This window comes from Paenibacillus algorifonticola (assembly GCF_050481745.1).
GTDB classification, from domain to species: Bacteria; Bacillota; Bacilli; order Paenibacillales; family Paenibacillaceae; genus Pristimantibacillus; species Pristimantibacillus algorifonticola_A.
Genome location: NZ_JBCNGR010000008.1, coordinates 431,701 through 447,366, shown reverse-complemented (window position 1 = coordinate 447,366; position 15,666 = coordinate 431,701). Strand labels below are relative to the sequence as shown.

Here is a 15,666-nt window from a genome sequence, read left to right as displayed (position 1 = left end):
AAACCGTCCAGAGGCTGCGGCTTCAGGACGGTTTTTGCAGTAATTTGGGCAGCATGCCAAGCAGCTTGTTTGCTGTTTTCGCATCGCCGTAGTTCCAGCTATTGTCGACTACGTGAGCATGGCCCTTTTGCACAGCCGGAAGCTGCTGCCAGAGTGGACTGCTTATAAGCGATTCCATCGCTTGCCGAGAATCCTCTGTGTCGGGCATGATCATAAACAGGCGATCTCCGGCATATTGGGGCAGGGAGCCGACTGTAATTTCCTTATAAGCTCGCTGAGCGGCAATGAGCATTTTCACTTCGCTGATTGGGGCAAAGCCAAGCGGATGATAGAGCGTGGATGCCAGCCCGCTGCCTGCCATTATAAACAGCCGATTTCCCCGTTCAAAAATGAATACGGAAGCGGTCTCGCCTTCTCTTATATGGCTGCCTAGCTGCTGCCACATCTGTTCTGTCCGCCGCTCATGTCTAGCAAGCCAGCGTAACGCCTCCTGTTTCTTGCCTAGCCAGTCGCCCAGCATAAGCAAACGCTCCTCCAGCGTTCCCCAGGAGTCAAAGGCAAGCGTCGGGGCAATGTCCGCCGCCTGCTCATAAATCTGCTCGTCACCGCTCGCTAAAATAATCAAATCAGGCTCCTGCTCCGCTGCTTGTTCTTTATTGAACACCGGGGAAACGGAATAATCCGCTCCTCCTACCGTTTGAAATCCGAGTACATGCAGGTCACCCAATGTCTCGCCATAATACAGGATGCGCTGCGGCTCTGCTGGAATGATCACTTGATGTCCCATCCAGTCTTTGACCTGAACGCGCTGCCGCATGGAAAGGGCATACTGCCTTGGCGAACCGCCGGTCATTTGCCGGAAGCGGCGGCTGAAATAATATTCGTCGGCGAAGCCGCACCATTCGGCAATTTCACGCAGCGAGGCATGGGAGTTCGCGAGCCATTCCTTCGCATGGTCTATGCGCAGCGATACTAAATAATCGAGCGGTTTTTTGCCAGTGAGCGCTTTAAATAAGGAGCTGTATTGCCACTGGGGCATGTTCGTCAGCGCTGCGAGCTGCTTGACCGTAAGCGGACTCTTATAATGAAGCTGAATATAGTGAACCGTATCTTCTAATGAATATAGCTGGCGATTCCCTTGGCTTGCTGGAAGATGCTGCTCCAGCAGCATGCCCATCAGCTTTTGGAAAGCGAGATTTTGCTTATAGGCTTCGATGCCTTGCAGCGCTTTGCCATCTGCCTGTATCGCTTCCAGCAGCTTAGCGTATGGAGCAAGCGGGTAAAGGCGCAGCTCATGCTTGCCAGGAAATAGCGAATGCTGATAATACGAGGGCTGAACATAGTCGAGGCGAACGACCGAATAAACGAGGCAATAATAGTCCATCGTTTCATTCGTCTGGCCATCAAATTGGTAGCAATCCCCGGGGGCCAATTGGAATGCGCTGAACGCTTCAAAACGGATATAGCGATTGTTCAAATAAAGGGTGCCTTCACTGTCGACAATGATGAGCAGCGTATGGCTCTCGACGGTTTGCTCGGCGAAAGTAATGTCCGCAGACTTCGTTAACCGTTTCATGCTGACAAGCTTAAGCATAAGGTGGTGAAGCGGAACGGACGGGGTTTCATGGGCAGTCATGCGAGCGGGACTCCTTACTTTTAAGTTCATTAGCAATAGGATTGCTTTGTTTCCTTTCATTATGCCATAGAATGGAGGGGAAGCGAATGGACGAAAAAGAAAACAGGCCGAGTCAGGGCTAAATCATGCCCTGTAACTCAACCTGTATCGTTTATTATTTGTAACGAAGCTTGTGCATTAAACGTTATTTTTTCAAAATTTCTGCTGGCAGCGCGTCAATCAGCCAGTCGCGGGAAGCTGCGTCGCTGGAAGCTTTCTGAATGTCAAAGTAGTATACTTTTCCTTCTTTTACAGCAGGGAGGTTTTTCCAAATTGTGCTTTTCAGCAATTCTTCCGTATCTTTCTTGGCATCCTCAGGTACAGGGTTCAAAATGAAAATTCGATCGCCGGCGGCTTCAGGCAAAATTTCCGAAGAGATTTCCCGGAAGCCTTCGCCAGCGTCAATAATTTCCTGGATTAAAGGAGTCGGCTTGAAGCCGTCCTCGTTGTAAACCGCTTGTGGAAGTCCAGCATTAGCCATAATGAACAGGCGGTTGCCTGGATACATCGTGAAGATGGAAGCGGTTTCTCCTTCTTTCAAGCCGTTCTCGTGCAGCATAGCCCACATTTCTTTTGTTTTCGCTGTATATTGGGCAATCCAATCCTCGGCTTCCTGCTTCTTATTAAGCAGGTCGCCCAAAATGCGCATGCGGTCCTCAAGCGGAGCAAACGTATCAAAGGTAATGGTTGGTGCGACTTTGGCAAGCGCCTCATATTGGGCGTCATCCGAATTGCCGAAAATGATCAAATCAGGAGAAAGCGACAATGACTTTTCGACGCTGATAGGAAAGCCAACATCTTCCGCATCTTTAATTTGCTCCTCATAGACGGACCCTTCTGTGTTTTTCATCACCCCGATAGGTGTAACGCCAAGCGCGAGCAAATCGCCTGTCGTCTCGCCATGGTAAATAACGCGCTGAGGCGTAACCGGAACTTCAACCTCATGGCCTGTCCAGTCTTTGAATAAACGCGTTCCGGTTTCAGCTTCCGCTGAAGCCGCCGGGCTTTCGGCAGCTGGTGAGCTGCTCACTTCTGTAGCAGGAGCGGTGCTTGCCTGTTCAGCAGCTGACTGCTCCGTGTTGCTTCCGCATGCCAACAATAATGCCCCCATTAATGCGACAGTAGTAAGTAAGGAAATAATGCGTCCTGCTTGTTTCATTGTGTTTCTCCTCCTGTGTTGTCTTAAGGATATTGATAATCATTATCGATGATTAGCATAATGGATTAAGTCCAGTTGTACAATGGATAAAATTCAAAGCTTATTTTCGTTTGTACAAATTCATGTGAAGACAGCAGCAGATGTTCACCATCCTGTTAAATTCTCCTGCTCCACTGCCCTCAATACTCTCCTATAATAAGGGTAGAGGAAAATAGTTCAAGGGGGTGTGAGCGATGTTGTGTTTTTTGATTCTTACGGCTTGTTTTTTTGGAGGCATTATTTATATTATGAAGGCTGGAGCAACGATTGTTGAGGATGACTCGATCATTCAGGATCGGATTCTTGAAGGACTAAGCTAGGATAACAGCCAAAAATAAACTTTTTTCATTATAAAGCTACTTCATCAAGCCTGGCGGGCGGCAAACGGTTATTATCGTTTGGCCGCCTTTTGCTTGCCCCCGCGCGTATTCAAGGCTGAGCTGAGCGCGACAGGTTGCAACTCGGCAGGCAGGAGCGTAATATGGAAACGAGGACTTCAAGCAAACTTATCGTTAAAGGAGTGCAGGAAGCAATGCAAATTATTTATCATGGACATTCTGCTGTGCAGCTCATTACAGGGGACAAGTCGCTGATTATTGATCCGTTCATAAGTGGAAATGGGCAGGCGGTTACGAAACCTGAGGATATTAAAGTGAATGCTGTCCTTCTGACACACGCTCATCAAGATCATATTTTGGATGCGGCGCCAATAGCTAAAGCAAATGATGCTCCTGTTGTAGCTAATTTTGAACTAGCGGCGTATATGTCATGGAAAGGTGTACAGACGATACCGATGAATATCGGAGGCACCGTCGATTTAGGCTTTGCGCAGGCCAAAATGGTACCAGCTATTCATACATCAGGCATTATTGACGAAGAAAAGCAGACGATTACATATGGCGGTCTTGCTTCGGGTTATGTTCTTCGCTCCGAAGGGCTGACAATCCTTCATGCCGGCGACACCGCGCTATTCAGCGATATGAAGCTTATCGGCGATCAAGAGGTTATTGATGTTGCCTTTATCCCTATCGGCGACCATTTTACAATGGGACCGCAGGAAGCGCTTCAGGCAGCGGAATGGTACCGGGCTAAGCTCGTTATTCCTGTTCACTATAATACATTTGAGCCAATCAGGCAGGATGCCGAAAGCTTCGTGCAGGAGCTGGAAGCACGCGGCCTTAATGGCAAAGTAATGGCACCGGGTGACAAGCTCGACATTATTAAGCAGACATAAGCCAGCATTTGAACGAAGCGTTATACCGTTAATAAACAAGGCAAGCAGGCCATCCGTCAAGGATAGCCTGCTTATCTTATTTTATGGGTCCCATTGCGGCGATTTTGACTTTGGCTGTCACGGTAATATCGGCCTGCGACAGCACTTTTGCCCAATCATCCTCAACTTTTTTGAACGCTTTGTATTCGTGTGCTCTCGCGTATACGCCTAGCCCGATGGGATCAATTTCGAGCTTTTGAAACTTGGTGATAAGCGCATTGAAATGGGAGGTTACCTGCTGGGAAATCATATTCTCCAGCTGCTTGCTGTCATGATACACATCGAAGGGAAACAGATGCTCGGATAGGCCTACAACCAAGCTTACTTTTATATCAAATTTGAAGCGGTTGTTTTTAAAGCCGGTTTTAATTTTGGTTTTGACCTTCCCCGTTGAGAAGCTGACCGTATTCGTGGCAAACGGCGTTTTTTTCGGCTCTTCAGGCAGCTGGTAGGAGAGACTGAAGCCCGGCAATGCATTTTTCTGTAAAATACTCATTAGCACTGTTTCCTGGGCATTGAGGAGCCCCTTATATATGCCCGTTTTCGATAGGAGTGCTGTTCCCTGAATTCGTACTTTGCCGCCAATGATTTTGACCTGCGAAACATAGGGGGTGACTCCCTTGTCAAAAAACTGCCGGTGAAGCTCATGCGCCGTCGTACTGACCGTTTCCGAATGGGAACTGGTAGTATCCACCATGCCGCGGAGCAAAATAGGCAGCATCGGCTGATCCGGCGGATTCAAATACAGCATCTCTGGAACGGAGCCATCAACGACAACGACCCGGTCTGTAATCGTGTTTCGAGCGTCCCGGTAAATGACGTCAAGCATTGGAAACCAGCCCTCATGCTCCAGCATTCGCTTGCCTATCAGAATAATTTGGTAATTGCGGCCTTGGGTGGAGCCTGCTGATTGGGCATCCTGCTCGGATCTGGACTGCCGCAGTGTTTTAGCGACACCGATCATTTCGCTGCTTTTCTTTTTAATATTTTTACTGAACACTGGGGTGGTCAAATAAAAATGGAATTTATCATTTTTATCGAGGTCCATCCCGAGTAGAAGCGGTATAGTGGCATTTTCCAAATTAAGCTGATCACCGCAGCTGGAAAGGATGAGCGACAATACAGCAATGATGGCCAGCCTGGTGATGGTACGGCTCATGGGCTGCTCCTTTCTTTTCTCCAAAGCTTGCTTAGCCATAAATAGCCAAGCAGGCAAATTGGGAAAATATACTCCATTGCAAGTCCGACCCACGTCAATTGGCTTGCCATATAGGTGCTGACATTGTAAGTGGGAAAATAAAAATAGGTCCCAACGACAAGCAAAATGATGAGTATGTGAAGGGGGAGCGCGCTGCTTTCCCGCTTGAATATCCAGGAGATGCAATAGGATACCAAATACAGCGTAGGAATCCAAATGAGCGAGAAGATAAACAAATAGAAAGCAATAAACGTAACCTCAATGCGTTCTATAAATTTAAACTCAATAGACTTCAGCACGCTAATAACAGGATCATTGTAGAATCGGCTTTCCTCCGGACTGAAATATACGTAGCAAATAATCGTAACGAACAGATACAGCAGCGATGTAAAAGAATTGGCGATTACAATACCTTTTGCTGCATATTGCTTATATTTTAGATGCGGATACAGCACGAAAATTTCGACCATGCCCAGCATTGGATATATCGTTGACTTCACGGCAGATAGTACAGGCATCCAGCCATCCTTGAAGATGGGCAGCAAATACAGCCAATGTGCATGTCTAAGCGTGAACAAGTATACAAAGGGAATCCAAAGCGATATCCAAATAACAAGCTCAGCATATCTCGCCACGTTGCGGATGCCATGCCGAACAATGGAATAGGCTGGAATAAGCATAAGCAGCATAAGTGTGGACGACATCGTATTCGGCAGCAGCCACGTTTTCGTGACGAGAATTGTGCGTACAAGCCCATCATACATCAGGTAAAAAAAATAAAGCACAAACAGCAAAGCGGCCAATACTCCGGCCCAGCGTCCCATATATTCCGACAATAGATCGAATAAGGTGCCTTCAGGATAATATTTCATGACGGCTACAATGGAAAGGCCAGCGATCAGGCTAACTGCCCAACCAATAATAATGGAAATCCAGCCATCGGTACCTGCCGTTTCAGCCAAACGTCTGGGCAGGCTAAGCACCGCTACGCTTACCTGACTGCCGGAAATGATGGCAATGAACTGGAAAAGCGTAATTTGCTTTCCAACGTAGCTTTTCATTCCGTGTCCTCCTGTATCCGACTTTGACGTTGTCTTACTGACTGTTTGGGAGCTGTGCTGAGCGGACGTTTATCCATAAGCCAGAGAGGGATCCGGATAATCGTATCCTTCAAATCCGCCAGCCGGACAGGACCAATAGGGCTGCCATAGGCGGTGCCGAGCGATTTTAGCGCAAGAATATGCCCAATCATCGTCATGAAACCAATGACAAGACCAACGAATCCAAACATCGATGCCAAAATCATTAAAATAAAGCGGATCAACCGCACCGCCGCTACCATGTCATAGTTAGGCAAAATGAAGGACGAGATCGCCGTAAAGGCGACAACAATAACCATAACGTTGCTTATGAGCCCGGCTTGAACAACCGCTTGTCCAATGACGATACCACCGACAATGCCTACGGTTTGCCCGACGGGCGCAGGCAGCCGGATACCCGCCTCCCGCAGCAGCTCCAGCGTAATTTCCATGAGAATCGCTTCAACAAACGGAGGGAAAGGAACCTGTCCCCTTGATTCGCCGAGCGTTAGCAGCAGCTTGAGCGGAATAATTTCAAAGTGATAGGATACGACGGAAATATAGAAGGCTGGGAGAAACGCTGCCATAAAAAACGCAAACAGGCGCAATAGACGAAGAAACGTCGCTATCGTCCAGCGTGAGCTGTAATCGTCAATATTTTGAAAAAAGGACAGAAAGGTTACAGGTGCAATCAGCACGTTCGGAGAACGGTCGACGACAACGGCGCAGCGTCCTTGCAGCAATTGGGAGGCCGCTGTGTCCGGGCGCTCAGTTGTAATCAACTGCGGGAACAGCGAGAAAGGATTATCCTCAATAAATTCACACAGCTCACCCGTATTAATGACGGCATCGACATTAATTTGCTGAATCCGTTGTTCCAGCTTAGAAATATACTTCTCGTTTGCAATATCCTCAATGTACAAAATCGAAACGGTTGTTTTCCCTCGCTGACCTACCGTGAGCCGTTTAATTTTAAGTCCCCGGTGGGGGATATAACGGCGAATAAGGGCGATGTTCAAATCACCTGTTTCCAGAAAACCTTGATGCGCGCCTTTCAATGACGATTCGAGCTGAGGATCTTCAATGCTGCGCTGCGGCCACCCCTTCGTATCAAGGGAATAGGCGTGCTCACTGCCATCGATAAACAAAAGGCTGTTTCCTTGAAAAAGCGCCAGCTCCACATGCTCCCAATCGTACGAATGCTCCAAATGGCCAATCGTGACAGCAATTTCCTGACTGCCGACGGTCATTTCCTGCTGAAGGGGGCGCAGTACATCGTCATTAATGGCTGCTTTGTCATTCAACCCGTCGATATAGATGAGCAAAGCCTGCTTGGCTGATTGTTTAATGGTGAGGTGGCGGATAACCATATCGGGGGTATCGGCGAAAAGCCGCTGGATTTTTTCTATATTTTCCTGTAAATCGGTGCTGATGCAATCGCTATGCGGTTTGTTTTGCTCTGTATAGTTATCAGGCATAGCGGCAGACATCCTCCCTGTTGATTCGCTTAGGTTCTGGTATTTTTTCCAGCAGAGGCAATTTGTATACAGATGAGATAGGCTGCTCGCTAGAGATAAGGGTGCCAGCGATACTTTTTTTCTATATAATGAATAGCAGCAAACCGTACAATCGGACTAGGTCCAGCGCTAAACGATCCAAGCTGTGCTTGTCCTGCTGCGGCAAATGAGGGAGAGTCCGGGAAATGACGACATTTTTGACCGATTTTTTATTGGAAATTAAACAAGCCAGGCAAGCCGCTTCCCCCCCAAGCTGGACCGATGGCGGGCAAACGCTGCTCAGCCATACGCTGCTGTATGCAGCGAAAGGCAGAGGAGAACTGATCATAAACGGGGAACGTGGGAAGCTTGCCCGCGATGGCTATTACATTTTTTCACCAAATACGGTAATTGAGCTATCTCTAAGTACAGCTGCGCCTGTCGAGCTGCGGTGGGTGATTTTTGATTTATTCCGTATAAAGGAGCGGGGAGAGGATCAGCGAGCATATGAGCGAGTGCTGGAGTTCCCGGTGGAAGGGCTTATTAAGCTCAAAGGAAGCCGCTTCAAGCGACTGCTTTATTTGCTGACGGCTGAACAGAGCGGTATGCGGGAGAGCAGCCGGTTTCTGGAGCAGCATTATTTGCACGAAATGCTAGAAAGTTTTATTGCGCAGGCGGCTCCCGCTGCGGCGAATGATTTGGAAGAGCGGCTGGGGCTGACGCTGCGCTATATGCAAACCCATTTTCGCGAAGACATTCGAGTGGATAAGCTTGCTGAAATTGCCCAACTGCACCCGTCTTATTATTCACAGGTGTTCAAAAAAGTGATGAATAAGACGCCGGTCGCTTTTCTAACCGATCTGCGGATGAACAAGGCGAAGGAGCTGCTGCTGCTGACGGATAAGCCGATTCATGATATTGCCGGGGATGTCGGCTATGGGGACGAATTTTATTTCAGCCGCCGCTTCAAGGCAACGAGCGGTTATGCGCCGACGGTTTACACGCGGAATCGGGATTTAAAAATAAGCTCGCTTTCCTATGCCTATACAGATCATCTATTTACGCTGGGATTGGACATTTGCGCAGCCCAGGTTCATAGGCATTTGCCTATTGTGACCAGGGAGCTGGAGCTGCCAAAGCATGCGGTCGATCCTTGGGAAATCGGGCGCCAAATTTTTCTTGAAGTGCAGCCGGATTTGTTTATTTGCAAAGATAATGTGCTGGCGAAGGCGCTCAAGCATGTGAATGACGTAGCGCCAATTGTAGGCATACCTTGGTCAACGATGGATATATACAGCCATATGCATGAGCTGGCCGAACTGACGGGCAGGCAGGAGGCTGCGCGAAAATGGCTGGATCGCCATGAACGCAAGGCGGAGCAGATCCGCAGAAGCTTGCTGCGCTCTTTTTCCATAGGCACGACAGCGACGATATGCGTCGCACGCCAGGAGGAGCTGCGCATTTATGGCACCCGCAACATTGGGCATGTGCTTTATCGCTCGCTGCAGCTATCACCGCCTGCTAAAATCCGTGAGAAGCTCGCGCAGCATGCGCCGGGAACGGGTTTCAACTGGGTTTCGATACAGCCCGAGGAGCTGGCCGGTTATGAAGCCGATTATTTGTTTCTCGCTTTCTCGGACGAGGCGGAGCATAAGCTTCTCGTAGAATTGCTGAAAACGAATGCGGTGTGGAGAAGCTTTCCCGCCGTGAAAAATGATCGTGTCTATTTCCTCGATAAAACAAAATGGATCGTCTACGCCCCTTATGGCATAGAGTTGCAGATGGAGGAAGCGAGGCAATTGCTGCTTTCACCGAATAGATTATCGCTGTAAACCTGAGAATAATCCATATGGCGATCTTGAATTATGTCATGTACGGGAAAGCGGGAATCGTTATAATGAAGAAGATGATAATGATTATCAATATTGATATTTGGGGAGGCTTTACGGGTAAAAGCGTATGAAATGGAACAAAGGATATACGATTAGTTTATCGCTTATTGCAGGCTGCGCATGGCTGGGGTTCTCGCTGTTTATAGCTGTGTCGGGTGGCGCTAAGGAAATGGATTTGCATACGGTGTGGACGGCTGTTTTCGATTATAATGCCAGCTTGACGCCGCATCAAATTATACATGAGCTGAGACTGCCGCGCGTATTGGGCGCAGCACTTACGGGTATGGCCTTTGCCGTAGCAGGCGCTATTATGCAAGGGGTAACCCGCAATCCAATGGCGGATACAGGCTTGCTGGGTGTAAATGCCGGGGCGGCTTTCGTTGTAGCGCTTTGCTTTGCGCTGCTTCCGGCGTTATCCTATTCGCAATTAATGCTGCTCTCCTTCATCGGCGCTGCTTTAAGTACCTTGTTCATCATGCTGCTGGGCTCGGCGGCTCCGGGCGGACTTACATCGCTGCGGCTGACGATTGCTGGCGCTGTTGTTGCTGCTATTTTGCATTCGCTTAGTACTGGCATTGCGATTTATTTTGACCTCAGCCAAGATTTGGCGTTCTGGTATGCAGGCGGTGTAGCGGGCATTAAGTGGATGCATTTGAAGCTGCTGGCCCCTGTTATACTTGCTGGCCTGGCAGGTGCGATGCTGCTCGGACGCCCCATTACGTTTCTCTCGCTTGGTGAAGAAGCGGCGACGGGACTGGGTATTAAAACAACCCGCATCCGCATACTCGGCCTGCTCATAGCTGTAGTGTTGGCAGGAGCTTCGGTGTCAGCTGCCGGCTCTATCGCTTTTGTCGGGCTTGTTATCCCGCATATTGCCCGCCGGATCGTTGGCGTCGATTACCGGTTTGTGCTGCCACTTTCGGCGCTGCTTGGCGGAAGCCTGCTCGTCTGGGCTGATTATGCATCGCGGATGGTCAATCCCCCGCGGGAATTTGCCATTGGCGCAATGGTCGCTATGGTCGGCGTTCCATTTTTCCTCTATTTAGCACGTAAAGAGAGGAGGGAGCTGTAGTCATGGATCAATCGGCATACCGAGCTCGCAGAGCGATTACGGTAAGCATCGTCATGTTTATTTTGGCTATTGTGGTCATTATGATTGGTTTAAACACAGGGACGATTCGTTTATCGCCGCTTGCGGTTTGGCAGACGCTTCTGGGCGGGGGAACGACGGAGGAGCAGATGATTTTGCTTGACTACCGGCTGCCGCGCATCATTGTCACGATGCTAGGCGGCATCGGCCTTGGCGTAGCCGGAGCGGTGCTGCAGGGCGTATCGCGCAATGCGCTGGCTGATCCGGGCATTTTGGGCCTGCATGCCGGAGCCGCCTTCGGGCTAATCGTATTTGTCTCCTTCTTTCGGACGATGGAGGGCTCGCTTGCGATGCTCATTCCGATGTTTACGTTTGCCGGAGGCAGCGTGATTGCCATCATCATTATTTTGCTGGCGTATGACAGGCAGCAGGGAATTATGCCGATTCGGCTCATTCTTGTAGGGATTGCGATAGAAGCAGGCGTAAGTGCGATTACATTGTTCCTTTCCCTTAAGCTTGACCCGGATACCTATGCTTTCGCTGCTCGTTGGCTCGCGGGAAGCGTGTGGGGCAGAGATTGGATCAACGTCTGGGCGCTGCTGCCGTGGATCGTTATTTTAGTGCCGATCATTTACTTAAAATCGAAGACGCTGGATTTATTCAGCTTTGGCGATGAAATCGCTTCAGGCGTAGGTAGCAGCGTTACGCGAAATCGGCTGCTCATGCTTATTCTTGCCGTAGCTTTGTCCTGCGCCAGCGTCTCCATGACCGGCGGTATTGGTTTTATCGGACTTGTAGCGCCGCATTTGGCACGCAGGCTAGCGGGTCCTCAGCATCGCTATTTTTTGCCAGCGGCGGCTAGCATCGGGCTTGTGATACTCGTAGCTGCGGATACGATTGGACGGTCTATTTTTCAGCCTAATGCGATTCCAGCCGGTGTCATCGTTGCCCTTATAGGCGGGCCGTATTTTCTGTACATGCTGTTCAGGAAGAAAGTTTGAGCAGGGCAGTGAAGTGAAGTGAAGGAGGGTAGATCGGATAGGTAAGGAATGGTTTTGAAATAACTAATTATAGTAAACGCTGAACGGACGTTCAGACGATGAATACGGGGGACTTAACGAGTTATGAAAAAATCACGGTTTTCTTCTAAAGCGCTGCTGTCGCTAATCAGCCTTATTATCGTGGCAATGCTGGCGGCATGTGGACAGGCTGCCTCGCCACAAAGCACGAATGGGAGCAATGCAGGTCAAGGGGCCGAAGCTGATGCAGGAGCGAGCGCTTCACCGAGCGCTGAACATGTGGAGCCGCATGGCCCTGATGTGAAAATTGCCTCCATGTCCATTCATATTACGAACAATCTGCTTGCTCTAGGAATTAAACCAGCTGGCTCGGTTGTCGGCGGCGACGTGAAGGACTTCCTGCCCCATGTGGCGGATCGTCTGAAGGGAACAGCGAAGCTTGGCGTTGTTACAGATCCGGATATGGAAGCTGTGCTGGCGCTGAAGCCTGATGTTATCTACATCGATGAAGTATACTCCGGCGCAGACCTCGCCAAATTCGAGAAAATTGCCCCGACGATTTCCATCGATATGGATAATGGCACATGGAGAGATCATTTAAAGCGGATTGCCGAGCATGTCGACAAGCAGGCGGAAGCGGAGCAGTTTATTAAAGATTATGAAGCGAAAGCGGATAGCGTGAAGACCCTTATCAACAGCAAGCTTGGCGCTGATGCCAAGGTGATGGCGATTCGCACAACAGCGAAGGAGCTTCGCGTCATGGGCATGAAACGTCCGGTAGGACCGATTATGTTCGAGGATTTGGGGCTGACTCCGGCAACGGGCGTTGAAAAAATTACGGATGAGCCTTATGCCGTCATTTCGCAGGAGGTGCTGCCTGATTTTGACGCAGATGCGATTTTCGTCATCATCAGCAAAGGCAATGAGGCGAAAGCGAATTTCGAGCAGCTGGAGCAAAATCCAGTATGGCTCAATCTGAAGGCTGTAAAGAACAACCATGTCTATGTGCTTGACGGGCAAAAATGGCTTGATTATTCGTCGCTAGGCCACAGCATGGCGCTTGACGATGCACAAACCCTGTTCGAGAAATAAGCGAATTAGGCAGTGGGCTGGGTTAATAAAACGGTGAAGGAACGGAAGTCACCGACCGATCTTTTAATGGCTGCGGAGCGCGAACATGCTCTGCAGCCATTTTTTCAATAATAGTCTTAATAGCACAACTAAAAAGTCGGAATACGATTAGCCTGAGCATGGCCAAATTCGCTATAATTAGAAGGTAAGCAAGGCATCTACAGGTAAGCGAAGGGATGGGATCGGTTTGACAGACAAGCGTGATCAGGCTTCTACTATTCAATATATTCATAATAAAAATGGACCGAAGCTCGGCTATTCCACCTTGTCCGGCGTCCGTATTTTGGAGCAGGACGGTTTTTATTTTAAAGATTTGAACAAGGATGGCAAGCTGGATAAATATGAGGATTGGCGGCTTAGTCCGCAGGAGCGGGCCGAAGATCTCGCTTCGAAAATGAGTGTCGAGCAAATTGCCGGGCTTATGCTCTACAGCAGCCATCAGGCCGTTCCCGCTAGCCTGGGCTGGCACCCCGGCACCTATGGGGGGAAAACTTACGCGGATAGTGGCGCAGACTCGCATGCGCTGACGGACCAGCAGCTTGCTTTTCTGGAGCAGGATCATTTGCGCCATGTGCTGCTGACGATGGTGGAAAGCCCGGAAACGGCGGCGCAGTGGAACAACACGATGCAGGCGTACGTTGAAGGCTTGGGGCTGGGCATCCCGGTAAATACGAGCTCTGATCCGCGGCATGCGACAGATTCGACGAAGGAATTTAATGCCGGAGCTGGCGGCAGCATCTCGATGTGGCCGGAGACGATGGGGCTTGCCGCTACGTTTAATCCAGAGGAAGCCAAAAAATTCGGCGAGGTTGCAGCCAAGGAGTATCGGGCGCTCGGCATTGGCACGGCGCTGTCGCCGCAGGTCGATATTGGCACCGATCCGCGCTGGTTCCGTTTTGGCATGACCTTCGGCGAAGATCCCCAACTGTCCACCGATATGGGCCGTGCTTATATTGACGGCTTCCAGACGTCAGAGGGCGAGCAGGAAATTGCTGAAGGCTGGGGCTATGACAGCGTGAATGCGATGGTGAAGCATTGGCCGGGCGGGGGCTCGGGTGAAGGCGGCCGCGATGCGCATTTTGGCTATGGCAAATATGCCGTTTATCCGGGAGAGCAATTTGAGCAGCATTTGCGTCCTTTTACGGAAGGGGCGTTCAAGCTGGATGGCAAGACCGGCAAAGCTTCTGCGGTTATGCCTTATTATACGATTTCGCAGGGACAAGACCCGGTTAACGGCGAAAATGTCGGCAACTCCTACAACAGCTACCTCATAAACGATTTGCTGCGCGAGCGGTACGGCTACGATGGCGTCGTCTGCACGGACTGGGGCATTACTGCAGATGAAGGCGATGACATTACGAGGCTGATGAGCGGCGGCCGCTGCTGGGGTGTGGAGGAAGGCTACAGCATAGCGGAGCGCCATTACAAGCTGCTCATGGCTGGCGTAGACCAATTTGGCGGCAACAATGAGACGGGTCCGGTTATTGAAGCTTATCAGATCGGCGTGCAGCAGCATGGCGAGGCGTTCATGCGCAGCCGTTTCGAGCAATCGGCGGTGCGGCTGCTGAAAAATATTTTCCGGCTTGGCCTCTTTGAAAATCCTTATTTGGAAGTGGCGCAGACGGCTGCGACGGTCGGTTCCCCGACTTTCATGGCGGCAGGCTATGAAGCCCAGCTGAAATCGATGGTGCTGCTGAAAAATGAAGGGCAAACGCTGCCGCTGCCTGCTGCAAGCGGACGCCTGACCGTCTATATTCCTAGGAAGTTCCGGCCGGAGGGTGCGAGCTGGCTCGGCCTGCCGACACCGTCCTTCGAGGGTTATCCAATTAGTGTGGATACGGTCCAGAAGTATTTTGAAGTGACGGACAACCCGGAGCAGGCGGATTTCGCATTGGTGTGCATCGAAAGCCCGCATAGCACGATGGGCTACAGCAAGGCAAACGCCGAAGCGGGCGGAAATGGCTATGTGCCGGTCAGCCTTCAATACCGTCCGTATACGGCTGTACATGCACGTGAGACGAGTCTTGCAGGCGATGCCCGCGATGTGCTGAATCGCAGCTACAAAGGGAAGACGGTTAACGTTGCGAATGAATCCGATCTGGATATGGTGCTGGACACGAAAGCGAAAATGAAGGGCAAGCCCGTCATCGTTTCGATTACGCTCAGCAACCCTGCGGTAGTCGCTGAATTTGAAGCTGAAGCCGATGCGATTATTGCCCATTTTGGCTTGCAGGAGCAGGCGCTGCTGGAGACGCTTATCGGTGCTTCTGAGCCATCTGGTTTGCTGCCTTTCCAAATGCCGCTGGATATGAGGACGGTAGAGGAGCAGCTTGAAGACACGCCGCATGATATGGATGTGTATGTGGACACAGCAGGCCATGCGTACGATTTCGGCTACGGGCTGAACTGGAGCGGTGTCATTCAGGATGCAAGGACGGCAAAATATGCTGGCGGCAAGCACAGTAAGAAATAACATGCCGATTTAATGCCTATGCATGGCTATTTAATAACGCCCGCCATTGTCAGTAAACTGATGCTGGCGGGCGTTGTTCGCTTGTTTACAAGTGGTAGGGAGCCTGGCAGGCGGCATAAAGGCGTCCTCTTGTTCCAGTCCG

Annotated in this window: 12 protein-coding genes; 7 read left to right on the top strand and 5 right to left on the bottom strand. The window is 50.2% G+C overall.

The window, feature by feature from the left end:
• Positions 1-22: 22 nt before the first annotated feature.
• Positions 23-1,636 carry a helix-turn-helix domain-containing protein gene (locus ABEW34_RS09570; protein WP_430157530.1) on the bottom strand — a complete coding sequence of 538 codons (1,614 nt, stop codon included), beginning with the start codon at positions 1,634-1,636 and terminating at the stop codon, positions 23-25.
• A 184-nt stretch (positions 1,637-1,820) separates the two neighbouring features.
• The gene (locus tag ABEW34_RS09565) at positions 1,821-2,834 is read right to left on the bottom strand and encodes an ABC transporter substrate-binding protein (RefSeq protein WP_430157527.1); all 1,014 of its coding nucleotides are present in this window, start codon (positions 2,832-2,834) and stop codon (positions 1,821-1,823) included.
• Positions 2,835-3,067: 233 nt separating this feature from the next.
• Here ABEW34_RS09565 and ABEW34_RS09560 point away from each other — a divergent pair, with 233 nt between their 5' ends.
• Positions 3,068-3,193, top strand: coding sequence for a hypothetical protein (locus tag ABEW34_RS09560; protein WP_257790756.1), 126 nt, complete (start codon positions 3,068-3,070; stop codon positions 3,191-3,193).
• A gap of 212 nt (positions 3,194-3,405) precedes the next feature.
• Positions 3,406-4,107, top strand: a complete 702-nt coding sequence (locus tag ABEW34_RS09555; RefSeq protein WP_430157524.1) for a metal-dependent hydrolase — start codon at positions 3,406-3,408, stop codon at positions 4,105-4,107.
• Positions 4,108-4,183: 76 nt separating this feature from the next.
• Here the strand turns inward: ABEW34_RS09555 and ABEW34_RS09550 are convergent, their stop codons facing one another.
• Genes ABEW34_RS09550 through ABEW34_RS09540 form a run of 3 tightly spaced genes read right to left on the bottom strand, consistent with a single transcriptional unit; the run spans position 4,184 to position 7,901 of the window.
• The gene (locus ABEW34_RS09550) at positions 4,184-5,305 is read right to left on the bottom strand and encodes a Ger(x)C family spore germination protein (RefSeq protein WP_430157521.1); all 1,122 of its coding nucleotides are present in this window, start codon (positions 5,303-5,305) and stop codon (positions 4,184-4,186) included.
• Positions 5,302-6,405 carry a GerAB/ArcD/ProY family transporter gene (locus tag ABEW34_RS09545; protein ID WP_430157518.1) on the bottom strand — a complete coding sequence of 368 codons (1,104 nt, stop codon included), beginning with the start codon at positions 6,403-6,405 and terminating at the stop codon, positions 5,302-5,304. Before ABEW34_RS09545 ends, ABEW34_RS09550 begins: the two co-directional genes overlap by 4 nt.
• Positions 6,402-7,901, bottom strand: coding sequence for a spore germination protein (locus ABEW34_RS09540; protein ID WP_430157516.1), 1,500 nt, complete (start codon positions 7,899-7,901; stop codon positions 6,402-6,404). Before ABEW34_RS09540 ends, ABEW34_RS09545 begins: the two co-directional genes overlap by 4 nt.
• 224 nt (positions 7,902-8,125) lie before the next feature.
• On the opposite strand from ABEW34_RS09540, the gene ABEW34_RS09535 reads away from it, so the two are divergent.
• From ABEW34_RS09535 to ABEW34_RS09515, 5 genes are all read left to right on the top strand, one after another.
• Positions 8,126-9,751 (top strand): helix-turn-helix domain-containing protein, encoded by a 1,626-nt coding sequence (locus ABEW34_RS09535; protein ID WP_430157513.1) that lies wholly within the window; start codon positions 8,126-8,128, stop codon positions 9,749-9,751.
• Between the two features lie 127 nt (positions 9,752-9,878).
• Positions 9,879-10,883 carry a FecCD family ABC transporter permease gene (locus ABEW34_RS09530; protein WP_430157511.1) on the top strand — a complete coding sequence of 335 codons (1,005 nt, stop codon included), beginning with the start codon at positions 9,879-9,881 and terminating at the stop codon, positions 10,881-10,883.
• Positions 10,884-10,885: 2 nt separating this feature from the next.
• Complete coding sequence (locus ABEW34_RS09525; protein WP_430157509.1) at positions 10,886-11,902, top strand: FecCD family ABC transporter permease; 1,017 nt, start codon at positions 10,886-10,888, stop codon at positions 11,900-11,902.
• A gap of 123 nt (positions 11,903-12,025) precedes the next feature.
• Positions 12,026-13,012: an iron-hydroxamate ABC transporter substrate-binding protein gene (locus ABEW34_RS09520; RefSeq protein ID WP_430157506.1), complete on the top strand. Its 987-nt coding sequence runs from the start codon at positions 12,026-12,028 to the stop codon at positions 13,010-13,012.
• Positions 13,013-13,232: 220 nt separating this feature from the next.
• Positions 13,233-15,524, top strand: a complete 2,292-nt coding sequence (locus ABEW34_RS09515; protein ID WP_430158542.1) for a glycoside hydrolase family 3 protein — start codon at positions 13,233-13,235, stop codon at positions 15,522-15,524.
• The last annotated feature ends 142 nt before the right edge of the window (positions 15,525-15,666 follow it).